Source organism: Massilia sp. R2A-15, from assembly GCF_030704305.1.
Lineage (GTDB): Bacteria > Pseudomonadota > Gammaproteobacteria > Burkholderiales > Burkholderiaceae_D > JAFCUW01.
Genome location: NZ_CP131935.1, coordinates 1,515,817 through 1,539,904 on the forward strand (window position 1 = coordinate 1,515,817; position 24,088 = coordinate 1,539,904).

Here is a 24,088-nt window from a genome sequence, read left to right on the forward strand (position 1 = left end):
GTGTAATATACACATCATCTCTTGCCAACCATGTCAGCCCGATATCAGCCATGCCCTTGTCCAGCGTCCGCCCACCGAGTCCGACGATCCGGCCCTATCCGCTGGCCCGGCTCGTGCTCGCTACCGCCGGGCTGATCGTCATCCTGATCGGGGCCACGGCGGCCGTGCTGCTGGTGAGCTATCGCGACACCTTGCGCCAGGAGCAGACCAACCTGCGCAACCTGTCGATCGCGTTCGCGGCCCAGACCTTCAGCGTGGCGCAGGGCGTGGACAACGTGATGCTGCAGGCCGAGCGCGCGCTGGCCAAGGCGGGCGGCCATGCGGCGCCGAACGTGCTGCTGAACTTCGCCGACAATCCGATGGCCCAGGAATACCTGCTGGGCATCTACCTGTACGGCACGGACGGCAAACTGGTGGCCGACGCGGTGACGAGCAAGCCGACGCTGGTGCCGGCGCCCGCGCCGGAGCAGGTGCTCAAGGACATCGGATCGAGCAAGGACGCGCTGCGCATCACCATCACCAACATCGATCCGGTCACCGGGCGCGGCATCGTCAACTTCACGCGGCCAATGGTCGATGCGGCGGGCGTTCGCACCGGCATCATCGTCGCCCAAGCCGATTCGGAGCGCTTCGAGCGGATCTACAGCCTGGTCGAACTGGGCAAGGGCGGCTCGGTAACCCTGTTCAACCGCGACGGCCGAATGCTGGTGCGCGGCCCGAACTTCCCCAAGGGGATCGGCCAGTACTTCACCGACACGCCGCTGTTCGCGCGCCACCTGCCGGCCAGCGACCGCGGCGCCTTCGCCGCGATCAGCCCGATCGACGGCAAGCCCCGGCTGTACGGCTACGACGCGGTGAGCAACTACCCGCTGGTGATCATCACCGGCATGGACCAGTCCGACGCGCTGGCGTCGTGGTACGGGCGGGTGTGGACGGCGGTGGTGTCCCTGCTGCTGGTATCGGCGATGGTGATCTTCCTCAGCTGGCGCGTGGCGCGGGACGCCGCCCGCAAATCCATCCTGATCGGCCAGCTGGCCGCGAGCGAAGCGCGCGAAAAGAAGAGCGCCGACTACCTGGCGGCGATTTTGAATTCGGTCGGGACGCCGATCTGGGTGCTCGACAGCCGGCAGAAGATCGTCACGCTCAACGAGGCGTTCAGCCGCTTTGTCGGACGGCCCGCATCCCAGCTGGTCGGCAGCGACGAAAGCGCGGCGCTCGATCCGGCCACGGCGCGCGAGCGCGAAGGCCGCTATCGCGAGGTGCTGCGCGGCGCCCATACCAGCGAGGCGATCGCCGAGATCCGCGACGGCAGCGGCCAGGAGCGCACGGTGATCCAGCTCAGTTCGAAGCTGGTGGATGCGGCCGGCCAGGAGCAGATCGTCAGCGTGCTCACCGACATCACCGAGCGCCAGAAGGCCGAGCGGCGGCTCGCCTACGTGGCCAACTACGACCTGCTGACCGGCTTGCCGAACCGCGGCCAGTTCGGCCGGATGCTCGAGCAGAACCTGGCCGAGGCGGCGCAGCGCCACGCCTGCGTCGGCGTGCTGGTGGTGTCGCTCGAACGGGTGCAGGAAGTGAGCGACCTGCTTGGCCATGCGGCCGGCGACGAGGCGCTCAAGCAGATTGGCCAGGTGTTCCAGGCGCTGCTGCCGGGCGCCGCTGCCGTGGCGCGCACCAAGAGCAATGAATTTGCGGTCGTGATCGAGGCGGAGAAGGGGCGCGACTTCCTCGAGCGCTACGCCATCGAGCTGCACCGAAAGCTGTCGGGTGCGCTGAAGGTGGGCGGGCGCGAGTTCTACCTGGGGCCGGTGATCGGCGTGTCGATCTTCCCCGAAGACGGCGACAACGCGGACGAATTGTTCCGGCGCGCCGACAGCGCCCTGAACCGCACCGGCGTGGACATCGACGACACCATCCACTTCTATTCCGAACGCGCCCAGACCGACCTGGACGAGCGCCTGATGGTCGAGGCCCAGCTGCGCCGCGCGCTCGAACGCCACGAGTTCCACCTGCTGTACCAGCCGAAGGTGCACGCCGTCACCGGGCGAATCGGCGGCTTCGAGGCGCTGCTGCGCTGGACCAACCCGGTGCTGGGCGAAGTGCCGCCGGCGCGCTTCATCGCGATCGCCGAGCGCACCGGCCTGATCATCCCGATCGGCGCCTGGGCGCTGCAGGAGGCGTGCCGCCAGCTGCAGGCGTGGAACCTGGCCGGGGTGGACGTCAAGGTGGCGGTGAACCTGTCGCCGCGCCAGTTCTCGCAGAAGGACCTGCTGTCGATGATTCGCCAGTGCGTCGAGCGCTGCGCGGTGCGTCCGGCCAGCCTGGAACTGGAGATCACGGAAAACGCGCTGATGAGCCGCGAGCACGAAGTCGACCGGCTGATGCACGAGATCCGCGCGCTGGGCGTCGAACTGTCGATCGACGATTTCGGCACCGGCTATTCCAGCCTGTCCTACCTCAAGCGCTTCCCGGTGCAGCGCCTGAAGGTCGACCGCGCCTTCATCCGCGACCTCGGCAAGGACGCCGACAGCGCCGCCATCGTGCGCTCGATCGTCAACCTGGCGCACGGCCTGAAACTGGGCGTGGTGGCCGAAGGCGTCGAAACGTCAGAACAGCTGGCGATCCTGCGCGCGATGGCGTGCGACGAATACCAGGGCTTCCTGTTCAGCCGCCCGATCGACGCCGGGGAAGCGCTGGCGCTGCTCGGCCAGAACCGCCTGGCGGCGGTGTAATCAGGCCGCCGCGACCCGGTTGCGGCCTTCGGCCTTGGCGCGGTAGAGGCCGCGGTCGGCCGCTTCGACCAGCGCGCGCGGATGCTGGCCGCGCGCCGGCGTCAGCATGGCCACGCCGGCGCTGATCGAGACCACGCCGAACGGGCTGGCGCCGTGCGCGAACTTCAGCGCCGCGATCGCCGCACGCACCGATTCGGCTACCGCCAGCGCCCCTTCGAGCGAAGTCCCGGGCAGCAGGATCGCAAATTCCTCGCCGCCGAAGCGCGCCGCCAGGTCGCCCGGCCGGCGCGGGCCCGACTGCACCGCGTGGGCCACCATCTGCAGGCAGGCGTCGCCTTCGACGTGGCCGTGCAGATCGTTGAACTTCTTGAAGTAGTCCACATCGATCATCACCATCGCGATCGGCGACTGGTCGCGCAGCGCGCGCTTGAACTCGACGCCGAGGCGATGGTCGAAATGGCGCCGGTTCGCCAGGCCCGTCAGGCCGTCGGACAGGGCCAGCTTTTCCAGCGAGGCGTTGGTCGCTTCGAGCGCCGTCTGCGCCTGGCGCAGTTCGGCCTGCAGGCGGTCGCGCACGATCAGCTGGCGGATCAGGCGCAAACCGAGGGCGACCAGCATCGCAAGCAGCAGCAGCGTGCCGGCGGTGCCGGCAATGGCCGTGCTGCGCCAGTGCGCCAGCACCTCGTGTTTCGACAGCGCCACCGCCACCATCAGCGGATAGCCGCGCAGGTGGTGGTAGGTGTAGAGGCGCTCGACGCCGTCCACGGCCGACACCAGGATCGCGCTGCCGCTTGCGCCGTTCTGCTGCCACAGCCGGAATACTGGGCCGTTACGCATGTCGCGGCCCAGGTCGGCCTCGTTGAAGGGGCGCCGCGTCAGCAAGCGGCCGGCGTCGTTCGACAGGAAGATCGCGCCCTGCGCGCCGATATCGAAACTGTCGTAGAACTGCTGGAAGAAATCGACCCGCACCGTGGCCAGCGCGACGCCGGCGAACGAGCCGTCCGCGTGGTTGAAGCGGCGCGACACCGGGATGACCCAGGCGCCGCTGGAACGGCTGCGGACCGGGCTGCCGACGTGCAGCGCCAGGTCGGCGTGGGTGCGGTGGTAGATGAAATATTCGCGGTCGGCGTTGTTGACGCCGCGCGGCGGGGTGGCGAGCGAATTAAGCAGCCATTCGCCGTTGGCGTCGTACAGGAACAGGCCCTGCAGCGCTGGGGTGCGGCGCGCCATGTCGGCGAGGTAGGCCTGCAGGCGTTCCGGCTCGCGCGCCAGGCCGTCGTGCCCGACCTGTTCCAGCACGCCGGCCAGGATGGTATCGACCAGGTCGAACGAACTGTCGGCGTGGTTGGCCAGCGCGCGCGCCATGTTGACGGTATCGACTTTGCCTTCGCTGAGCGAGGTCTGGCGGGCCGACCAGATGCTCGCGCCCAATACGGCCAGCAGCGAGACGCAGACCAGCGCCAGGAACATGGTCGCGATGCGCGCGGCCGAGCTGCGTTTCCGCTGGGGCGGAGTGGCGGTCGACGGGGACGTAAGGGCCGGTTTCATGGCGAACGGCTGAAGCTCAAAAAACGGACGGGGGAAGGGTTGGACGTTCATTATTTCCTCGCGTGGCAAATGGGTCAAAAGGCACGCGAGGATTGGGCGTGGCTTGACATGTTACCCCAGTTCGTTCACGCAGGAAACAAATTCCAACAGGAAATCGAAGTTTTCTTGACGTAATTGCGCGACGTTGGCGCTTGATCAACGCGGTACCGGGTTGCTTGTGTCAGTGAGCGCGCTGGCGCTGACGCGAGGACAGAGCGAAACGCACTGCGGCACGCGCAAGCGTTGCTGGTCAGCGAATTCCAGGAAATAAGCGCTTTACCCTATTCGGCAATAAAGCAGGGACCTGGTGGCATAATTGCAAACACGGCAACCTATACTCCAAATTCCAAGAATCCAACTGGCATTGACGAAATCAAGCGTGTGGATGTCCGGTGGACCGAACAGAATACTCTGAGCAAGAACGGATCGGCTTGTCTGAATGGCAGACTTGACCCCGGGACCCCTACGGGCGCACCAGACGAGACGGTGGTGCACGTGAAGGACGAGATAACTGGCAAAGACGTGAGGCCCAATGAAAAATGACAGAGTTGCCCTTATTAGCGAATTACTTAATTTATCACGGCCACTGGGCGAGCTGCAGCGAGCTATGGGTGAATTGGATTGGGATTATCAAGGTGCGCCGGTTGTATTGAACTGAGAACACATTTTGAATGTGCTCCGCCGACACTTGACGGGAGGTGGATGCTTCGGCGATCGAGCTCTGGGCAAATTTGATTGAAAGCAGAGAGGACATCAATTTCGAAAACGGTCGCGAAAAATGGGTCGCGAACGCAGTTTTTGAGCTTGCCAACCCTCTCTTCACTGAACCGCTCACATTACGAAGAGTCAGTAAGCTCGTAGGGGAAGGATCGAAGTGAATCGTGCTGACTAAGTTGCCCAAAAAGTGGAGCCTAATCCATACAGGTGACGATTGAACTATGAAAATATTTGCTGACTTCAACGGTACGGAGCCCTGTTCCTCAGACGATGACAAGCTTTGTTTAAATTTGACGGGTTTTGGTACGCTGGCAAGCTTGAGTCGTCACGGTGTCAAATTACGGCGAGGGATGCGGCTAACTTTCGCTGATTCTGACGGCTTAACGGTGACTGCGGCTGTGGAGTTCGACGGACGGCGAATTAGTGAACGCTCCGCAGGGTGGTATGCAATTTTTCGAAAAGGTGAACTACGCGATGAAAATCCGATAGACCACGATTTTCAAACCCACTTTTGCTTCAAATGCAGAAATGATTTTAAGCCATATTTGGCGAAATTCGGCCAGCGCTTCGATGTGCGTTGCCCGAATTGCGGGACGCCAGTGATGTATCCGCTTGGACCGCCGGACGAATGAGTGCGAGCAGCCAGGGGCACCATGGTGCCGGGCTCTACCATCTAAATTCCAACTTCACCGTGTGCTTTTCCCGTTGCCGGTGAGTGCGCGCCACCCGGGCATAGCCAGATGCTGGCCTCTGAACGGGAACCAGGGTCGCGTCCGCAGATCCAGACCCGGGATGCCACGTCTCAGAACAGTGCCGGCGCCGCTTCTTTTGCCTTGCCGCGCGGCGGCATCGGATCTGCCACCGCAACCAGCTTTTCGGCGTCCCACGGCCGATAGACTTCTTCTTCATTGACCAGTGCGCCTTCGAGCCAGCCCTGGTACTGTTGCGGTTCGAGCAACACCAGCATGCGCTTTTCGTCGCCAGGCTTGTGGAAGCGGTCCATCAGCGGATGGCCGTCGGCATTGATCGTCAGCATCGAGAACGACAGCAGCGGCAGCCCGTCCGGACCGGCGGCCCGCCATTCCCAGATCCCGGCGATGCCCAGCGGCGTTCCCTCGGCCGCGGAAATGCGCCAGCGCACCGGCTTGCCGGTCTCGTAACAGGGCTCGAAGAAATTGTCGGCCGGGACGATGCAGAACTGGTTGCGCTTCCACGCGTTGCGAAACGAGGGCTTGGTCGCCACGGTTTCGGTGCGCGCATTGTAGGTCTGGCGCGCCAGCTTGGTGTCGGCCCAGTGCGGCACCATGCCGAACATCGCCGGCACGCACTCGATGGCGCCGGTCACCTCGCGCGACTCGCGGATGATCGGGGCAAGGTAGCCCGGAAAGGCTTCGGCGGGAAAATTGAACAGGGCGTGCTCGAGCCCGTGGTGCTGGCTGATCGCGTCGAGGCGGGTGGGAGTGTAGTTGGCGCACATGGGCGTATGGTAGCGCGTTTCCGGCGCGCCAGCCGGCGCATGTTTGATATGCGTCAAAGACCTCCGGCCGCGGGCGGCGCGACACTGGATGGTGGCGCTCGGCGCCGATTTCAAAGGACAGCCATGAGACAGTTGACGCCTTCCGACGTGGAGGAACTCGAGAACGAGTTGCGGCGCGAGCGCGCCACCGTGCTCGAGGCGATCCGCGCGCACCTGGCCGGCCGCGACGAGGACCAGCAGCGCGAGCTGATCAATTATTTTGCCGACGGCGACAGCCGCGCCGCCGCCGAACAGCTGAGCGAGACTGAGCTGGCGCTGCTGCGCCATTCGATGGACGAGCTCGAAGCGATCGACGCGGCGCTCAAGCGCATCGACTTCGGCGTCGGCGGCCTGTGCGCGGTCTGCGGGGCGCCGATTCCCTTGCCCCGCCTGCGCGCCGCGCCGGCATCGCAGACCTGCCTGGAGTGCCAGCAGAAGATCGAGGCGGGGGATATCGCCGCGCCGCGGCCCGGTTGAGGGTCGTTCCTGCGCAGGCAGGAACCGATGCTGACTTTGAACTTGTGGTCAGCGTGGCGGGGCAAGCGAACTCGGCATGGGTTCCTGCCTGCGCAGGAACGACGGGCTGGATACGAGCGGTCAGCGTGGGGGGCCAGGCGAAGTCGGCATGGGTTCCTGCCTGCGCAGGAACGACGGGCTGGATAGGAGTGGTCGGCGTGGGGGGCCAGGCGAAGTCGGCATGGGTTCCTGCCTGCGCAGGAATGACGGGCCGGATACGAGCGGTCAGCGTGGCGGGCCAGGCGAAGTCGGCATGGGTTCCTGCCTGCGCAGGAACGACATGCGGATGAATTTCGCCGCGCGCTACCAGGCGTGCATCGGACGCGCCGGGCCGCCCGTCATGGAGCGCTGTGCTCGAGCACCCTGCGCACTTCCTGGGCGATCATGCGCTGCTCGTCGGTATGGATCACGCGCACGCTCACGGTGCTGCCGTCGGCGGAGATGACCGGCGCGTTTTGCGCGTTGCGCGCCGGATCGAGCCGGATGCCCATGAACGCCAGGCCGTCGCAGATGCGCGCGCGCACTTCGGCCGAATGCTCGCCGGTGCCGCCGGAAAACACCAGCGTGTCCACCCCTTCCAGCGCGGCGGCCATCGCGCAGATCGTCTTGCGCGCCTGGTAGCAGAACACCGCCACCGCTTCGGCCGCGCGCTCGTCCTCTTCCTGGGCGGCGAGCAGCACGCGCATGTCGCAGCTGGTCTCCGATATGCCGAGCAGGCCGGACTCGTGGTTGGTCATGTGGTTGAACTTGGCCGGCGTCATCTGCTCGGTGCGCGACAGGTACCAGGCCAGGCCCGGATCGACGTCGCCCGAGCGGGTCGCCATCGGCAGGCCGCCGGCCGGGGTCAGGCCCATGCTGGTATCGACGCTCTTGCCGTCGCGGACAGCGGTAACGCTCGAGCCATTGCCCAGGTGGGTCAGGATCACGCGCCCCGCGGCCACGCCCGGGCCGGCCAGCCGCGCCAGTTCGTCGACCAGGTAGGCGCACGACAGGCCGTGAAAGCCGTAGCGGCGCACGCCGTGCGCCTCGTAGCGGCGCGGGATGGGCACGATGCGCGCCACCCGCGGCATGGCGTGGTGGAAGGCGGTGTCGAAGCAGGCCACCTGCAGCACGCTGGGAAAGCGCAAGTGCAGGGTGTCGATCATCAGAAGCTCGAGCGGCAGGTGCTCGGGATCGAGCGCGCTCAGGCGGTGCAGGTCGTCGCGCATGGCCACCGTCAGCGCCTGGGTTTGCGAGTAGCCGGGACCGCCGTGCACGACGCGGTGGCCGATCGCCGCCAGCGAGGCCGGGTCGAGGCGCTCGCCCAGCCAGTCCATCAGGACGTGGGCCGCGTTGAAGCGTTCGGGAATGGCGAAATGGCGGGCGAAGGTGTCGATCGGATTGACGCCTTGGCAGCTGAACGAGCCGCGCCCGGAGCCGATGCCGTCCACGCAGCCTTCCAGCGCGCGCTGCGGCTCGGGCGCCGCATCGAACAGCGCGAACTTGATCGTCGATGAGCCTGCGTTGACCGCCAGGATCGTGCGGGACTGGGAAGTGGACATGGCAGACTCCTGCTAGATTGACCAGTGTATTGACGGGGCCGTGAAATTACCTTGATATGGATCAAAGTCGCCCGGGCTGTGCGGCTCCTATCATCGTGCTCGACTTCAACGAACCGGGAGGAAACATGGACCAGATTTTCAAGGATTTCGTGTTGCAGGTGATCGACGGCGCCACCGACCTGACGCTGGCGACGGTGCGGCCGGACGGCTATCCGCAAGCGACCACGGTCAGCTATGCGCACGACGGGCTGAACCTGTACGTGGGCATCGGCAAGCACAGCCAGAAAGCCAGCAACGTGCGCGCCAACAACAAGGTGTCGCTGACCATCAACCTGCCGTACCAGGACTGGCGCGACATCAAGGGCTTGTCGATGAGCGCGCTGGCGCAGATCGTCGAGGACGACGCCGGCATCGCCGCCGCCAAGGCCTGCCTGCTAAAGCGCTTCCCGCAAATCGCCGAGTGGAGCGATGCGCCCATGGCCGGCGAGATGGCGTTCCTGAAAATCACGCCGCAGGTCATCTCCATGCTCGACTACTCGAAAGGCTTCGGCCACACCGAGCAGGTCGCCGCCTAGCTGAGGAAGGTGGCGTGGATGCCGGCCGGGCTGGCGCCGTTTCGGTACACCAACACGGGAATGGCGCTGTGGGTCAGCACGCGCTGGGTCTCGCTGCCGATCAGCATCCCCTTGACGCCGCGCCGGCCGTGCGAGGCCATCGCGATCAGGTCGCAATGGCGCGTGCGCGCCGTGTCGATGATAGCCTCGTACGGATAATCCGACGTCACCAGCACCGTGTGGCAGGCCACGCCGGCCGCCGCGGCGCGCTGCTCTACCAGTTCGAGGTACTTCTGCGAGTGGCGCTCGCGTTCGCGCTTGACCTGCTCGTGCACCGACTCGGTCACGCCCGGCTCGTAGGTGAAGATGTGCAGCACCGGCATCACGTGCATGGCGGTGATGCTGGCGCCCAGTTCGCGCGCCATCTGGATGCAGGCGTGCACCGCCGATTCGGACGCCGGCGAGCCGTCGGTCGGCAGCAGGATGTGGCTAAACATGGGCGCGCCCCTTGTGGTGGCGGCCAGGGCGGGCGGCCGGCGCCAGGTAGTCGTCGTGGCGGCGCAGGCGCGCGCTGCGCTGCAGGCCCGCGCCGGCCAGCGCCAGGTCCATCGTCGAGCGGTGCAGCAGCAGCCATGCCGGCAGCAGCCCGAGCGCCTCGCGCCCGAGCCCGACGTCGCCGCCTTCGACCTGCGGCTGCGCGTGATGCAGGGCCGAGAGAGCGCGCGCGTGCTGCTCGCGGTGGCCGCGCAGCGCCGGGTAGTTGAGCGCTTCCATCGCCGCTTCCTCGTCGCGGAAGTTCGCTTCGAGCTCGGCGATCAGCTCGGTGAAGCCGTCGGCGAACCGCTCGTCCGGCGTGTGCGCGAGGCGCTCCATGCGCTCGGACAGGCAGGCCCGGGCTTCGCGCATCCTCCCGGCGACGTTGCGCGCCCGCCACGGCGTTGAACTGAAATTCATGATGACTTCCTTCGCAAAACGGGGGCGTGGAGCGTGGCCTCCACTCCCAGTGTGGGCGCGCGGCGGCGCCGGCATCCTTGATGCACATCAAAGATGCCGGCGCCTTCGAAGGATTTCGTACCTCAGCTCGCCCCGGGACGCAGCACCAGCACCGGGATGGCCGAGTCGGCCAGCACCTTTTGCGTGACGCTGCCGGCGATCAGCTTGGACAGGCCGTGGCGGCCGTGCGAGGCCATCATGATCAGGTCGCACTGCTGGTCGCGCGCGGCGTTGATGATTTCCTCGTGCGGAAAGAAAGCCAGCGAGGTCATGCCGTGGCAGGGCACGCCGGCCGCGGCCGCCAGCGCGGCCACCTTGGCGACGTTGTCGGCCGCCTGGTTCATCAGTTCCTCGGTACCCATCGCCGAGCCGGAGATCGCCACCGCTTCGGCCGCCATCATCGGAAAAGGCTGGGCGATCGACACGGCGACAAGCTCGGCGCCGACGCCGCGCGCGAACGCCACCGCGGCCTCGGCGGCCTGCAGCGACAGCGCCGAGCCGTCGGTGGGAACCAGGATGCGCTTGTACATGGCAGTCTCCTCAGCGGTACACCAGCACGGGGATGCTGCCGTGCACCAGCACCTTTTGCGTTTCGCTGCCCAGCAGCACGCCCTTGACGCCGCGGCGCCCGTGCGAGCCCATGACGATCAGGTCGCAATGGCGGTCTCGCGCGGTGGACAGGATCATCGCGTACGGATCATCCGACACCACCTGCTCGGTGCTGCACGGCACCCCGGCTTCCTGCGCGGCGCCGCTGATGAACTTGAGGTATTCGTCGGCGTGCTTTCGGCTCTCGACCGCGTATTCGCTCTGAGTGTCCTCGAGCATTTCGGTCTTGTAGGTGAAGGTATGGAACTTCGGGATGACCGTCAGGCCGACCACCTCGGCGCCAAGATCCTTGGCGAAGCGGATGCCGGCCAGGATCGCGCGCTGGGACGGCTCGGAGCCATCCGTGGGCAGGAGGATTCGTTTGAACATGGCGTGCTCCCAACGTGAACTGACAGTCTCACTGTCCAGCGCGGGGCCGTCCTTGATGCACATCAAAGCGTCATGTGGGGGTACACTGGACATGCGGCGGCGGCGCGCCGCATGGGGATCGGCGATGGGCAAACGGGTCTTGTTGATACAGGGGCACCCCGACCAGGCGCCCGGCCATCTGTGCCGGTCGCTGGAGGAAGCCTATGCGCGCGGCGTGCGCGAAGGTGGGCACGCGCTGCGCCGGATCGACGTCGGCGCGCTCGACTTTCCGCTGCTGCGCAGCCAGCACGACTGGGAGCACGGCGCCTTGCCCGCCGGCCTGCAGCAGGCCCAGGACGACATCCTGTGGTCGCAGCACATCGTGTTCTTCTTTCCGCTGTGGCTGGGCGACATGCCGGCCATCCTGAAAGGCTTCCTCGAGCAGGTCGCCCGTCCCGGCTTCGCGTTTTCGGCCGAGGGCAAGAATCCGTTCGCCAGGAAAGGCCTGAAGGGACGGTCGGGGCGGCTGGTGGTGACGATGGGGATGCCCGCCATCGTCTACCGGGTGTATTTTCGCGCCCACAGCGTCAAGTCCTTGCGCCGCAACGTGCTTGGGTTCGTCGGCATCGCGCCGGTCGGCGACACCCTGATCGGCATGACCGGTAACCTCAAACCGCGCGTGGCGGCGCGCTGGCTCGACCGGATGCAGGCGCTCGGGCGCGGCGCGGTGTGAGTCAGCCGAACGGATTGGGCTGCTTGGTCACGGCCACGGCGACGATGTAGCCGAACACGGCCAGCGCGGCGAGAAAGGCGGAAAAACGCACCATTTTGGTGCGTCCACGCTTGAGGGCGATGGTGCCCAGCACGATGTAGGCGATCAGCGCCGCGACCTTGGCGGTGAGCCAGCCCTGCGCGCCGGGATACTGGCCGCTCCACACCGCCAGCGTGATGGCGCTGGCCAGCAGCAAGGTGTCGATGATGTGCGGGGCGACGCGCACCCAGCGCGCGTGCAGGCGCGGCGATTCGCGCAGCATCCAGGCGCCGCGCACCAGGAACAGGCTGCCGCTGGCGGCGGCGCAACTCATGTGGAAATGCTTGAGGGTGAGATAATCGATCATTGGTCGTCCATTCGCTGATACATGTATACTGTTTGCTCTTACTAACGGCCAGCCTACGATGAGACTGACTTCCTACACCGACTACGCCTTGCGCAGCCTGATCTTCCTGGGCCTGAACCGCGACCGCCTGGTCACGATCCAGGACATCGCGGACCTGCACGGCATCTCGAAGAACCACTTGATGAAAGTGGTGCATCAGCTCGGCGTGAGCGGGATGGTCGAGACCGTTCGCGGCCGCAACGGCGGCCTGCGCCTCAAGCGCGAGCCGGCCGACATCAACATCGGCCAGGTGGTGCGCAACACCGAGACCGATTTCTACATGGCCGAGTGCTTCGATCCGAACAACGTGGGCTGCGCGTATTCCGCATCGTGCACGCTGAAGGGCGTGCTGGGCGCGGCCACCGCGGCCTACCTCAAGGTGCTCGATGGCGTCACGCTGGCCGACATGCTGGTCAACGTCAAGACCGCCGAACGGCCGGGCGCGGTCAGCCCGGTGATCTTCCATCCGCGCGAGCCGGTGACGCTCTAGCGGCCGAGCAGGCGTCCGAGGCGTTCCACCGCTTCCTCGATGCGAGAATACTTCGTCGCGTACGAAAACCGCACGTGCTTCTGCGGCGCCGCGAAACCGAAGTCGGCGCCCGGCACGATCGCCACGCCGGTATCGCGCAGCACCGCCATGCAGAACGCCGCGCTGTCGCCCGCATCCTGGTGCGCGACCTGGCTGATGTCGGCATACACATAGAACGCCCCGTCCGGCATGACCGGCACCTGGAAGCCCAGTTCGCGCAGCGCCGGCACGAGGAAGTCGCGGCGCCGCTTGAATTCGAGGCGGCGCTCCTCGTAGGTGGCGATCGACTCGGGATGGAAGCACGCCAGCGCCGCGTGCTGCGCGATCGCCGAAGGGCAGATGAACAGGTTCTGCGCCAGTTTCTCGAATACCGGCACCAGCGCTTCGGGCACCACCAGCCAGCCCAAGCGCCAGCCGGTCATGTTGAAGTACTTCGAGAAGCTGTTGACGGTGACGACATCCGGGTCGAAGTGCAGGGCGCTCTGCGGCGCGTGGTCGAACGACAGGCCCTGGTAGATTTCATCGACGATGGCAAAGCCGCCGCGCGCGCGAACGCTCGCCAGCATCTGCTGCATTTGCGGGCCGGTCATCGAGGTGCCGGTGGGGTTCGACGGCGAGGCGACGATGACGCCGCGCGTGCGTTCGCCCCAGCGCTGTTCGACGTCGCGCGCGGTCAGCTGGTAGCGCTGGGCGGCGTCCGACGGCACGAGCACGGGCTTGCCGCCGAAGGCCGAGACGAAATGGCGGTTGCACGGATAGCAGGGGTCGGGCATCAGCACTTCGTCGCCTTCGCCGACCAGCGCTGCGCAGGCCAGCAGCAGGCCGGCCGAGGCGCCCGCCGTGACGACAACGCGGCGCGGATCGACCGCCAGGCCGAAGGCGCTGGCGTAGTGGGCGGCGATGGCCTCGCGCAGCGGCGTGAGGCCAAGCGCGTCGGTGTACTGGGTGGAGCCGGCGCGGATCGCTTCGACGGCGGCGTGGGCGACGCGCTCGGTCGCGGTGAAATCGGGTTCGCCGACGCTCATGCTGATCACGTCCACGCCGGAGCGGGCCAGTTCGCCCGCCGCCTTCACTACTTCCATCACGTGGAACGGCGCGATGGCGTGGACGCGCTGCGCTACCTGCAAGGCGTGCGCCGCTTTCGCTTCGACTCTGTCCGACATGCTACTCCTCATCCGCTGCTGGGGAAAAGCGCTATCTTATACGAAGCGCACGCGCCCCCGCCCGCGACGGCCGCCCATCGGGGTCTGGTCCTGCGGACCTGACCCCATCTTAAAACGCGGCCAGCAGTTGTAAAGACAGGTAAAGATCGCACCCGGCGCAATGGCCATGGCGGCGCCCTTTGTTATGATGGACCGATGAACAACGTTCTCCTCATCGACGACGACGTCGAACTGGTCGCCATGTTCCAGGAATACCTGGAGCAGGAAGGCTTCGTGGTCGCCAGCGCGCATGACGGCGTGGCCGGCGCGCGCGAGGCGCTGTCGGGCCAGCACGCCATCGCCGTGCTCGACGTGATGATGCCGCACATGAACGGACTGGAAACCTTGCGCCGCATCCGCGCCTCCAGCCATCTGCCGGTGCTGATGCTGACCGGCCGCGGCGACGACACCGACCGCATCGTCGGCCTCGAGCTGGGCGCCGACGATTACGTCACCAAGCCGTGCACGCCGCGCGAACTGACCGCGCGCATCCGAGCGATCCTGCGCCGCACCCAGGGCGCGCGCGGCGAAGGGGCGATCACGCTCACCGTCGGCAGGCTGACGATGCAGCCCGAGCAGCGCCGCGCCAGCTGGGACGGCGAAGCGCTGGAGCTGACCAGCACCGAATACAACCTGCTCGAAGTCCTGGCGCGCAACGCCGGGCGCCCGGTCAGCAAGAACGACCTGTCGGAGCAGGGACTGGGCCGGCCGCTGGCGCGCTTCGACCGCAACATCGACGTCCACCTCTCCAGCCTGCGCCACAAGCTCGGCACGCTGCCGGACGGGCGCTCCTGCCTGCAGACCGTGTACCGGGTCGGCTACCAGCTGATTCGCGAGTAGCGCATGGGCCGCCTTTTCTGGAAGTTCTTCGCCTGCATCCTGCTCGCCCAGCTGGCCACGACGATTGGCGTGGGCACCGTGTTCTGGCTGCGCGACCAGGCGCGCATGCAGCAGGCCGCCGCCATGCCGCGCGCGATCGACATGGGGCCGTCGGCCGAATTCATGATCGACGCGGCCGCCGCCACGCTGGCGCACGGCGGCTCCGCCGCGCTGCGCGACCTGGTCGCCTCGGAAGCGCGCAACAGTATCTTCGTGATCGATGCGGAGGGCCGCGACATGCTGGGCAGGGACGTGCCGCCCGAAGCGCGCGCGCAGGCCGAAAAGGTGCTGGAAGACGGCACGCCGCGGCACCGGGTGGTGCGCACGCTGACCGCCCCCGACGGCGCGCGCTACCTGGTGTTCGTGCGCTCGATGCGCGGCCGCGGCCCTGGCGGCCATGGCGGACCGCATGGTCCGGGCGGACCTGGCGGCCCTCCGGGGAAGGGTTTTCCGTTCATGTCCATCGCCGGGGCCACGGTGGCGTCGCTGCTGTTCGCGGGGCTGCTGGCGTGGTACTTCTCGCGGCCGATTCGCGCGCTGCGCAGCGCGTTCGAGGCCGCGTCGGCCGGCGACCTGTCGCCGCGCTTCGATGCGCCGCGGCGGGTGCGCGACGACGAACTCGACGACCTTGGCCGCGACTTCGACAGCATGGCTGGGCGCCTGCGTTCGCTGATGGAAGGGCAGCGGCGCCTGCTGCACGACGTGTCGCACGAGTTGCGCTCGCCGCTGGCGCGGCTGCAGGCGGCCATCGGCCTGGCGCAGCAGCAGCCCGACAAGATCTGTGCGTCGCTCGAGCGCATCGAGCGCGAAAGCGTGCGCATGGACAAACTGGTGGGCGAGCTGCTGACGCTGTCGCGCCTCGAAGTGTCGGCCGCCATGCCGCCGATGGAAGAAGTGGGATTGATGGAGCTGGTCGAGGACATCGTGGCGGACGCCCGCTTCGAGGCCGGGCAGCAAGGGCGCAGCATCGAGGTGAAGGGCATGGCTCTCGTCGGCGTGCGGTGCGCGCCTGACCTGCTGTCGCGCGCGATCGAGAACGTGGTGCGCAACGCGATCAAGCACAGTCCCGAAGGCGGCACGGTGTGCATCGAGCTGGGCGCGGACATCGGCCAGGCGCGCATCTCCGTGCTCGATCGCGGGCCCGGCGTCGCGCCGGAGCAGCTTGCGTCGATCTTTGAGCCGTTCTACCGCGCCCAGGACGATGGCGGCGTCGATGGCCACGGGCTCGGGCTGGCGATCGCGCGGCGCGTGATCGGCGCGCACGGCGGCGCCATCAGCGCCAGCAACCGCGAAGGCGGCGGACTGCGGGTGGACATCACGCTGCCGCTGGCCGGCGCCGTGTAGGGCCGCAAGCGCGGCGGCCGCGAAAGGTTTATCCTTCTTTCCTTTCGACCGGGAGGAGACTTGGACAATTCGCTGACATTCAAGATCGACGGGATGACCTGTGCGTCGTGTTCGGCGCGGGTCGAGCGCGCGCTGCTGAAGGTGCCGGGCGTGGGCGCGGCCAGCGTCAACCTGGCCACCGAGCAGGCAACCGTCGCGCTGGCGAACCAGGTCAGCCCGGCGACGCTGGTCGAGGCGATCGAGCGTGCCGGCTACGCGGCCGCCGAGGTGCTGCCGGAAGCGGCGCCGCCCGCGCGCGAATTGCCGGCCTGGTGGCCGGTGGCGGCATCGGCGCTGCTGTCGCTGCCGCTGGCCGCGCCGATGCTGCTGCAACTGGCCGGCATCCACTGGATGCTGCCGGGATGGGTCCAGCTGGCGCTGGCGACGCCGGTGCAGTTCTGGCTGGGCGCGCGCTTCTACCGGGCCGGCTGGCACGCCGCGCGCGCATGGAGCGGCAACATGGACCTGCTGGTGGCGATCGGCACCAGCGCGGCCTACGGCTTGTCGCTGTATCTGCTGCTGGCGAACCGCGCCGGCCACTTCTATTTCGAATCTTCCGCCGTGGTGATCACGCTTGTCCTGCTCGGCAAATGGCTGGAGGCGCGCGCCAAATTCCAGGCGATCGCGGCGATCCGCGCGCTCGAGTCGCTGCGCGCGCCGGAAGCGGTGGTGCGGCGCGGCGGCCAGGACGTGGTGGTGCCGATCGGCGCGGTGCTGGTGGGCGACACGGTCGTCGTGCGTCCCGGCGCGCGCGTGCCCACCGACGGGGTGGTGGTGGAAGGATCGAGCCAGGTCGACGAATCGCTGCTCACCGGCGAAAGCATGCCGGTGGCTAAGCATCCCGGCAGCCGCGTCACCGGCGGCGCGGTCAACGCCGACGGCCTGCTGGTGGTCGAGGCCAGCGCGGTCGGCGCCGACACCATGCTGGCGCGGATCATCAAGATGGTCGAGGATGCGCAGGCGGTCAAGGCGCCGATCCAGCGGCTGGTGGACAAGGTCAGCGCGGTGTTCGTGCCGGTGGTGCTGGTCATTGCCGCCATTACCCTGTTCGGCTGGGGGCTGGCGGGCGGCGACTGGCAGCAGGCGCTGCTCAACGCGATTTCGGTGCTGGTAATCGCCTGCCCGTGCGCGCTGGGGCTGGCCACGCCAGTGTCGATCATGGCCGGCACCGGAGTGGCCGCGCGTCACGGCATCCTGATCAAGGACGCGGCGGCGCTCGAAACGGCGCATGCGGTCGATGTGGTGGTGTTCGACAAGACCGGCACGCTCACCGAGGGCAAGCCCGCGCTCGTTTCGGTCGATGGCGCCGACGAGACGCTGGCGCTGGCGTGGGCGGTGCAGCAGTTCAGCGACCATCCGCTGGCCAAGGCGGTGGCCGATGCGGCGCAGGCGGCCAGGCTGGCGCTGCCGGCCGCGCGCGGCGCCGAGGCGCTGCCGGGGCGCGGCGTCAAAGCCATGGTCGGCGAGCGCGTGGTCTATCTGGGCAACCGGCGCCTGATGGACGAACTGGGTGTGGCCGTGGGCGACGAGGAAGCGGGACGCACCGTGTCGTGGCTGGCGGCCGGCGTGCCGGGCGATATCCGGCTGTCCGGCGTGCTGGCCTTCGGTGACGCGGTCAAGCCGTCGGCGCGGGAGGCGGTGGTGCGGCTGGAGCGCATGGGCGTCAAGTGCGTGATGCTCACCGGGGACAACGCCGGCAGCGCCGCTGCGGTGGCGGCGGCGACCGGCATCGACGATTTCCGCGCCGGGCTTCTGCCGGCCGACAAGAGCCGGGTGATCGGAGAATTGCAGCGCGCCGGCCGCAAGGTGGCGATGGTCGGCGACGGCATCAACGACGCGCCGGCGCTGGCCGCGGCCGACATCGGCATCGCCATGGCCAGCGGCACCGACGTGGCGATGCACACCGCCGGCATCACGCTGATGCGCGGCGATCCCGCGCTGGTGGCCGATGCCATCTCGATCTCGAACCGGACCTGGCGCAAGATCCGCCAGAACCTGGGCTGGGCGTTTGCCTACAACGTGGTCGGCCTGCCGCTGGCCGCGATGGGGATGCTGAACCCGGTGTTCGCCGGCGCGGCGATGGCGTTCAGCTCAGTGAGCGTGGTGACCAACGCCTTGCTGCTGCGGCGCTGGAAGCCGATGCAGTAGGCGCCGCGTCAGGAAGCCGGGGACTCGGCGTCCCCGTCGCTCCTGCGGACCGGACCCCATTTCCTTATCGGATATGCGCAATCTCGCATAACGACTTGCTGCCGGTGACCGCGCAGGTGTTGCGCAGCTTGCCGTCGAGGTCCCACACCCTGACGGTCCACGCGTCGGCGCCGGCGCGCTCCATCGTCATGTAGCCGAAGCCGTCGATCCAGGAGCTGATGCTGGCCACCACCGCGCCGGGCGCCGGCGAGTCCTGCGGCGCCAGGGTCTCCGGCAGCGGCACGATGTCTTCCGCCGTGCCGGAGAAGCCGCTGACGAACTGGGTCGGATGCTCGCTCGAGAAGCTGACCTGCTCCCACAAGTGGACGTGGCCCGACAGCAGCGCCTTCACGCCCTTCGGCATCATGCCCGGATCGACCGCGCCATACGCGTCCTGCAGGCCCTTGTCGCCGCCGAACAGCCTGACCTCGCCGGCCTTGTTGCGGACGGCGCCGAACCCCAACAGCGGATGGTGATCGACGGCGATGCTGTACGGCGCCCGGCGCGTCAGTTCGTCCATCTTGCGGTAGTCCGCGCCGTACCTGGCCATGCGCGGGTCGCCCGCGGCCAGGCCCTTGTAAGAGGTGGCCGAGGTGTCGAGCACGATCAGCTGCGCGCCGGCGCCGAGCGGCACCGCGTACGGATCGCTGAAGTTGCCCTTCATGTCGTTGGCCGCATCGTTGCAGTCGCGGCCCGCCAGCAGCAGACGCGGATCGAGGAAGCGCCACCAGCCCTGGCCGGCGCGGGTGCAGGACTCGTGGTTGCCGCGTGCGACCACCCACGGCGCGGCGTCGAGCAGCTTGCGGGCAGGCGTGAAAAAGTCGGCGTCCCACGCGTCCCAGCCGTAACCCCACGGGCTGCCGGCGCAGCCGGGACGGTCGGCCGGGCAGGCGCTCTCGCGGTAGTGGTAGTCGCCGACGTGCACCACCAGGTCCGGGCGCCAGTCGGCGGCCAGCGCGGCGACGCGCGCGAACGGGAAGGCCGCCGGGAGATTGCAGTCCTGGTATTCGGGGCCGCTGCTGTTCTTCTTCAACCGGCAGCCGGTGTCGCCGATGACGACGATGCGGTTGACCTGCGCGCGCGGCAGCGGCAGCGCGTGGCCATTGACCGTTGCCTGCGCGGTGCCGGCCGGGATGGGCGCCTCGCAGGTGAGCACGGGGAAGGCGCCCGGTTTCGAATCCGCCGGCGCCGATTCGGTGGGGCGCTGCGCGATCGTCGCTGCCGGCGCGCGCACGGCCATGGCGGCGTCGCGCTGGTCGAAGCGGATCGACGGGCACGCCGCGCCTTGCGTGACGACGCGAGCGACGGCGGCGCCATCCTCGCCCAGCACCACGAAGGACGCCATCGCGGGAGGGCGGACCGGCGCGGCGCATCCGGCCAGTGCGAGGGAGACGGCGAGCAGGGCGCCGCGCAAGGGCGTAAGTATGAACAGGGACATGGATAAACCGGGTGGGCAAAGTGTGCAATTTATCACAGAGCCTCGCTCGCGATGGAGGCCATCGCCTGTACGCTAGCGAACAGAGATTCGGTGCGGGTCGGATATACTTGCCCGTTGGGATCAATCAATCGCGGAACAAGCATAGTGAACGAACATAGCAAACGCACGCAGGAACGACTCAGGCAGGTGGCCGGCGGCGCACGGGAGAGGGCGCTGTCCGGCTACACGCGGGCGCACGCCTACCTGATGCGCAGGCCGCCGCTGACGCGCGCCGCGCTGGTCGCGCTGTGGGCGTTCGCCGCGCTGGCCGCGCTGCTGCTGGTGTATGTGCTGATCCTGATCCCGGTCACGCCTGGTATCAAGGACCTCAAGCAGGCGCGGGCCGCGCGCGCGTCGACGATGGTGTCGGCCGACGGCAAGGAGCTGGCCAGCTTCGACCAGGGCTTGCAGGAGCGCGTGAAGCTGGCCCAGGTGTCGCCGAACGTGGTCGCCGCGCTGGTCGCCACCGAGGACAAGCGCTTCTACGACCACCACGGGATCGATTTCAAGCGCACCGCCGGCGCGCTGTTCTACAGTCTCAAGGGCGACGCGCAGGGCGGCTCGACCATCACCCAGCAGCTCGCGCGCAACATGTTCCCCGAGGAGATCGGCCGCTCGCGCAACCTGAACCGCAAGCTCAAGGAACTGATCACGGCGCTGAAGATCGAAGCGACCTACAGCAAGACCGAGATCCTCGAAGCCTACCTGAACACGGTGCCCTTCCTGTACAACACCTTCGGCATCGAGATGGCCGCGCGCACCTACTTCGACAAGCCGGCCGCCCAGCTCGATATCCTCGAAAGCGCGACGCTGGTGGGCATGCTCAAGGGGACTAACTACTACAACCCTGTCACCAATCCGGAGCGCTCGGTCGAGCGCCGCAACGTGGTGCTGGGGCAGATGGTCAAGGCCGGCATCATCAACGACGCGCGCTACAAGCAGCTGATCCGCCGGCCGCTGCGCGTGCACTTCTCGCGCCAAGCCGAGCGTCCCGGCACCGACACCCACTTCACGGCCTACGTGCGCAAGTGGCTGATCGACTGGGCCGACGAGAACGACTACAACCTGCAGCTCGACGGCCTGGTGGTGCACACCACCCTGGACTTCGACCTGCAACAGGCGGCGCTGCGCGCGGTGGACCGCCAGGCCAACGCGCTGCAGGCGGTGGCCGACGTCGAATGGAGCCAGCCGGGCGTCAACACCTCCGGCTCGACCGGCGCCTACGCCGCCGCGCGCGGCTCGGTCAATCCCTTCCAGTATTTCTGGCAGTCGCACGGCGCGCTGCTGGACGCCTTCGTGCGCGAGTCGGCCGAATACCGCAAGGCGGTCGAGGACGGCGAGGCGCCGGCGGCCGCGCTCAAGCGGCTCAAGTCCGACCGCACCTTCATCGCCAACCTGCGCGCGGCCAAATCGCGCCTCGAGGCGGGCTTCGTCGCGCTCGATCCGGCCAGCGGCGAAGTGCGCGCCTGGGTCGGCAGCCGCGACTTCCAGCGCGAGCAGTTCGACCACGTGGTCAAGGCCGCGCGCCAGCCGGGATCGACCTTCAAGCCGGTGGTGTACGGCGCCGCGCTGGAGAAGGGGCTCACGCCAGACCATCCGTATGTGGACGCGGTCATGAACATCAAGGCCGGAGACGGCACCATCTGGCGTCCGACCGACATGACCGGCACCACGGGCGGGCGCATGACGATGCGCGACGGGCTGGTGTTTTCGAAGAACACGATCACCGCGCAGGTCATGCAGGACGTCGGCCTGCCAGGCATCATCAACCTGGCCAAAGCGCTTGGCATCAACCAGAGCAAGCTGCAGCCGGTGCCGTCGCTGGCGCTGGGCACCAGCCCGGTGACGCTGCTGGAAATGGTCAACGCCTACGCCACCATCGCTGCGCAGGGCGACTACCGCAAGCCGGTGTTCGTCACCCACATCACCGACCGCGAGGGCAAGGTCGTCGCGCGCTTCGGCGCCCAGGCGCCGCAGCGGGCGATGTCGCAGGCGTCGGCCGTGACGCTGATCGACATGATGCGCGGGGTGATCAACCGCGGCACCGGCACGGCGATCCGCAGCCGCTTCGGCATTTCCGGCGATGTCGCCGGCAAGACTGGCACCACCCAGAACAACGCCGACGGATGGTTCATCCTGATGCATCCGAACCTGGTCGCGGGCGCCTGGGTCGGCTTCAACGACAACCGCGTGGCCATGCGCAGTGCCTACTGGGGCCAGGGCGGCCATAACGCGGTGCTGCTGGTGGGCGACTTCTTCAAAGCGGCGCTTGACAGCGGCAAGCTCGATCGCGCCGCGCAGTTCCCGGGCGGGCCGAAGATCGCGCCGGCGCCGGCCGACGAGCCGCAGCAGATAGAGGTGATCGAGGAGGGCGGGGACATGCGCCAGGACGGCGTGCCGCCGCCGCAGCCGGAACCGGAACCGATGGTCATCGAGGAGCAGGAAGCGCCGCCGCCGGCGGACCAGGAGGAACGCCGCCGCAATCGCGACGCCGAAGTGGACCGGCAGATCCAGCAGGACCGCCAGCGCGACATCGACCGCCAGCTGCGGCAGGAGCAGCAGGACCGCCAGTTCCAGCAGGAGCGGCGCCCGCCCGATTCTCCGGGCGAATAAGGTGTTGCGTAATGACTGCACGCGTGCCGAAAGACGCGCGTGCGGTGAATTAGCGCTGGAAAGACGCGTGAGGATCGGATAAGGTTGTCGAAATATAAATTCGCATCCGCCCCGGAGTTGCCATGCGCCTGTTGAAACGCCTGTTCGCGCCCAAGCCCAAGACCCAGGCCCACGTGGTCAGGCGCGCCGTCGAGGTGATTGACCGCGTCATCTTCGATGTCGGCATCGACACGCTGGTGTGCGGCACCTTTGTTCTCGACAGGCGGCTGCGGGTGCGCTTCGTCGGTGCGCCGCTGGCGCGCCGACGCGGCGTGGTGGCGGCCGTGCAGGTGGGCGATGTGGCGGAGTCGGAGGCGCTGCGGGCGCTGGCCGGCGAGGCGATCGACGCGGCCCTGGTCAAGGGGCACTGCGCCAGCCTGGCGCACGCGCTCGTGCGCGAACTTGGGCATCAGGCGCCGAAGCTGCGGGCCTTGCCCCCGGCGGAAGCGGCCAAGCGCTAGGTCCAGGACGAGCGCAGCGCGGCCGATTCGAAGTACAGCGTGCGCACCGCGGGATTGTGCTTGCGGACCGCATTCTCCAGCCGCTCGATCGCCTGCTCCACTTCGTCGATGCGCATCCCGCGCCGGAACTGCACCGACGCCGTCAGCAGCACCTCGTCCGGTCCCATCTGCATGGTCAGCACGCGCGTCACCTTGTCGATCGACGGATCGGCGTTGATGATCTCGCGCAGTTCGCCGGTTTCCTCCCGCCCGATGCTCTCGCCCACCAGCAGGGCGCCGGTCTCGCGCGCCAGCGTGAAGGCGGCGCAGACCAGCAGCAGGCCGATGACGATCGAGGCGGCCGGGTCGAACAGGTCGTTGTCGAACAGCTGGCCAAGCCCGATGCCCGCGGCCGCGACCAGCACGCCGGCCAGCGCCGCCGTGTCCTCGATGAAGACGGTGAACACCGCCGCATCCTTGCTGGCGCGGACCGCCTGCCACAGGTTGTCGCCATCCTTGCGGTACTTGTTCAGGCCGAGGCGCGACAGGTTCCAGCTGTAGCCTTCGAAGGCCGCGGCGACCGCCAGCACCACATAGCTCCACAGCGCGTTCTCGATCGGTTCCGGATCGATCAGGCCATGCACGCCGCGGTAGATGGACAAGCCGCCGCCAAGGGAAAACACCGACAGCGCGACGATCAGCGCCCAGAAGTACACCACCTTGCCGTAGCCGAAGGGGTGGGCCTGGTCGGGCGGGCGCGCGGCGTTCTTCTCGCCGATCAGCAGCAGCACTTCGTTGCCGGTGTCGACCGCGGAGTGGATCCCTTCGGCCATCATCGCGGCGCTGCCGGTGATGGCGGCGACGATGAACTTGGCGACGGCGATGCCCAGGTTGGCGAAGACGGCCGCGTAGATTACCTTCTTGGTGGCCGCCTTGTTGTCGTCTTTGGTCTGCTCTGTCATTCGCCGCCCTGTGCCGCACGCATGGAAACGATGAGTGTAACAAGCCCGGGGCCTCACGCCGCGCACGGCATGGGCCCGCGCCGCCGATCCGGTATAGTGGACGCTCG

Annotated in this window: 22 protein-coding genes; 11 read left to right on the forward strand and 11 right to left on the reverse strand. The window is 67.6% G+C overall.

Features of this window, described 5'->3' with window-relative positions; translation table 11 throughout:
- Window positions 1–50: 50 nt before the first annotated feature.
- Complete coding sequence (locus Q4S45_RS06875; protein ID WP_305510368.1) at window positions 51–2,732, forward strand: EAL domain-containing protein; 2,682 nt, start codon at window positions 51–53, stop codon at window positions 2,730–2,732.
- On the opposite strand, the gene Q4S45_RS06880 is transcribed toward Q4S45_RS06875, so the two are convergent.
- Complete coding sequence (locus tag Q4S45_RS06880) at window positions 2,733–4,280, reverse strand: sensor domain-containing diguanylate cyclase (protein WP_305510370.1); 1,548 nt, start codon at window positions 4,278–4,280, stop codon at window positions 2,733–2,735.
- A gap of 977 nt (window positions 4,281–5,257) precedes the next feature.
- Here Q4S45_RS06880 and Q4S45_RS06885 point away from each other — a divergent pair.
- Complete coding sequence (locus tag Q4S45_RS06885) at window positions 5,258–5,668, forward strand: hypothetical protein (protein WP_305510372.1); 411 nt, start codon at window positions 5,258–5,260, stop codon at window positions 5,666–5,668.
- A 170-nt stretch (window positions 5,669–5,838) separates the two neighbouring features.
- On the opposite strand, the gene Q4S45_RS06890 is transcribed toward Q4S45_RS06885, so the two are convergent.
- Entirely contained in the window at window positions 5,839–6,570 is a 732-nt protein-coding gene (locus Q4S45_RS06890) for an SOS response-associated peptidase (protein ID WP_305510374.1), read from the reverse strand.
- A gap of 66 nt (window positions 6,571–6,636) precedes the next feature.
- Between Q4S45_RS06890 and Q4S45_RS06895 the strand changes: the two genes are divergently transcribed.
- Window positions 6,637–7,029, forward strand: coding sequence for a TraR/DksA family transcriptional regulator (locus tag Q4S45_RS06895; RefSeq protein WP_305510376.1), 393 nt, complete (start codon window positions 6,637–6,639; stop codon window positions 7,027–7,029).
- 377 nt (window positions 7,030–7,406) lie between these two features.
- Here Q4S45_RS06895 and Q4S45_RS06900 read toward each other — a convergent pair whose 3' ends face one another.
- Window positions 7,407–8,609: an acetate/propionate family kinase gene (locus tag Q4S45_RS06900; protein WP_305510378.1), complete on the reverse strand. Its 1,203-nt coding sequence runs from the start codon at window positions 8,607–8,609 to the stop codon at window positions 7,407–7,409.
- Window positions 8,610–8,734: 125 nt separating this feature from the next.
- On the opposite strand from Q4S45_RS06900, the gene Q4S45_RS06905 reads away from it, so the two are divergent.
- Complete coding sequence (locus tag Q4S45_RS06905; RefSeq protein WP_305510380.1) at window positions 8,735–9,184, forward strand: pyridoxamine 5'-phosphate oxidase family protein; 450 nt, start codon at window positions 8,735–8,737, stop codon at window positions 9,182–9,184.
- Here the strand turns inward: Q4S45_RS06905 and Q4S45_RS06910 are convergent.
- From Q4S45_RS06910 to Q4S45_RS06925, 4 genes are all read right to left on the reverse strand, one after another.
- Entirely contained in the window at window positions 9,181–9,660 is a 480-nt protein-coding gene (locus Q4S45_RS06910; protein WP_305510382.1) for a universal stress protein, read from the reverse strand. The two genes, Q4S45_RS06905 and Q4S45_RS06910, sit on opposite strands and share 4 nt — an antisense overlap.
- A complete protein-coding gene (locus Q4S45_RS06915; protein WP_305510384.1) occupies window positions 9,653–10,117 on the reverse strand; it encodes a hypothetical protein in 465 nt (154 codons plus the stop codon). Before Q4S45_RS06915 ends, Q4S45_RS06910 begins: the two co-directional genes overlap by 8 nt.
- Window positions 10,118–10,239: 122 nt before the next feature.
- A complete protein-coding gene (locus Q4S45_RS06920) occupies window positions 10,240–10,686 on the reverse strand; it encodes a universal stress protein (RefSeq protein ID WP_305510386.1) in 447 nt (148 codons plus the stop codon).
- Between the two features lie 10 nt (window positions 10,687–10,696).
- Entirely contained in the window at window positions 10,697–11,134 is a 438-nt protein-coding gene (locus Q4S45_RS06925; protein ID WP_305510388.1) for a universal stress protein, read from the reverse strand.
- A gap of 124 nt (window positions 11,135–11,258) precedes the next feature.
- On the opposite strand from Q4S45_RS06925, the gene Q4S45_RS06930 reads away from it, so the two are divergent.
- Complete coding sequence (locus tag Q4S45_RS06930) at window positions 11,259–11,846, forward strand: NAD(P)H-dependent oxidoreductase (protein WP_305510390.1); 588 nt, start codon at window positions 11,259–11,261, stop codon at window positions 11,844–11,846.
- 1 nt (window position 11,847) lies between these two features.
- Here the strand turns inward: Q4S45_RS06930 and Q4S45_RS06935 are convergent, their stop codons facing one another.
- The gene (locus tag Q4S45_RS06935; RefSeq protein WP_308633170.1) at window positions 11,848–12,231 is read right to left on the reverse strand and encodes a SirB2 family protein; all 384 of its coding nucleotides are present in this window, start codon (window positions 12,229–12,231) and stop codon (window positions 11,848–11,850) included.
- A 58-nt stretch (window positions 12,232–12,289) separates the two neighbouring features.
- On the opposite strand from Q4S45_RS06935, the gene Q4S45_RS06940 reads away from it, so the two are divergent.
- Window positions 12,290–12,760, forward strand: a complete 471-nt coding sequence (locus Q4S45_RS06940) for an Rrf2 family transcriptional regulator (RefSeq protein WP_305510391.1) — start codon at window positions 12,290–12,292, stop codon at window positions 12,758–12,760.
- Here the strand turns inward: Q4S45_RS06940 and Q4S45_RS06945 are convergent.
- On the reverse strand, window positions 12,757–13,962 hold the full coding sequence (locus tag Q4S45_RS06945) for a pyridoxal phosphate-dependent aminotransferase (RefSeq protein WP_305510393.1): 1,206 nt from the start codon (window positions 13,960–13,962) through the stop codon (window positions 12,757–12,759). The two genes, Q4S45_RS06940 and Q4S45_RS06945, sit on opposite strands and share 4 nt — an antisense overlap.
- 195 nt (window positions 13,963–14,157) lie before the next feature.
- Between Q4S45_RS06945 and Q4S45_RS06950 the strand changes: the two genes are divergently transcribed.
- From Q4S45_RS06950 to Q4S45_RS06960, 3 genes are read left to right on the forward strand one after another with little or no spacing between them, the layout of a single operon-like run.
- Window positions 14,158–14,841, forward strand: coding sequence for a response regulator transcription factor (locus Q4S45_RS06950; protein WP_305510394.1), 684 nt, complete (start codon window positions 14,158–14,160; stop codon window positions 14,839–14,841).
- A gap of 3 nt (window positions 14,842–14,844) precedes the next feature.
- The gene (locus Q4S45_RS06955; protein WP_305510395.1) at window positions 14,845–16,224 is read left to right on the forward strand and encodes an ATP-binding protein; all 1,380 of its coding nucleotides are present in this window, start codon (window positions 14,845–14,847) and stop codon (window positions 16,222–16,224) included.
- 60 nt (window positions 16,225–16,284) lie between these two features.
- Complete coding sequence (locus tag Q4S45_RS06960; RefSeq protein ID WP_374046082.1) at window positions 16,285–18,411, forward strand: heavy metal translocating P-type ATPase; 2,127 nt, start codon at window positions 16,285–16,287, stop codon at window positions 18,409–18,411.
- Window positions 18,412–18,475: 64 nt separating this feature from the next.
- Here Q4S45_RS06960 and Q4S45_RS06965 read toward each other — a convergent pair whose 3' ends face one another.
- On the reverse strand, window positions 18,476–19,888 hold the full coding sequence (locus Q4S45_RS06965; protein WP_305510397.1) for a metallophosphoesterase: 1,413 nt from the start codon (window positions 19,886–19,888) through the stop codon (window positions 18,476–18,478).
- A 144-nt stretch (window positions 19,889–20,032) separates the two neighbouring features.
- Between Q4S45_RS06965 and Q4S45_RS06970 the strand changes: the two genes are divergently transcribed.
- Window positions 20,033–22,540, forward strand: coding sequence for a penicillin-binding protein 1A (locus Q4S45_RS06970; RefSeq protein ID WP_305510399.1), 2,508 nt, complete (start codon window positions 20,033–20,035; stop codon window positions 22,538–22,540).
- Window positions 22,541–22,662: 122 nt separating this feature from the next.
- On the forward strand, window positions 22,663–23,040 hold the full coding sequence (locus Q4S45_RS06975; RefSeq protein ID WP_305510401.1) for a hypothetical protein: 378 nt from the start codon (window positions 22,663–22,665) through the stop codon (window positions 23,038–23,040).
- Here Q4S45_RS06975 and Q4S45_RS06980 read toward each other — a convergent pair.
- The gene (locus tag Q4S45_RS06980; protein ID WP_305510403.1) at window positions 23,037–23,981 is read right to left on the reverse strand and encodes a cation diffusion facilitator family transporter; all 945 of its coding nucleotides are present in this window, start codon (window positions 23,979–23,981) and stop codon (window positions 23,037–23,039) included. The two genes, Q4S45_RS06975 and Q4S45_RS06980, sit on opposite strands and share 4 nt — an antisense overlap.
- Window positions 23,982–24,088: the final 107 nt, after the last annotated feature.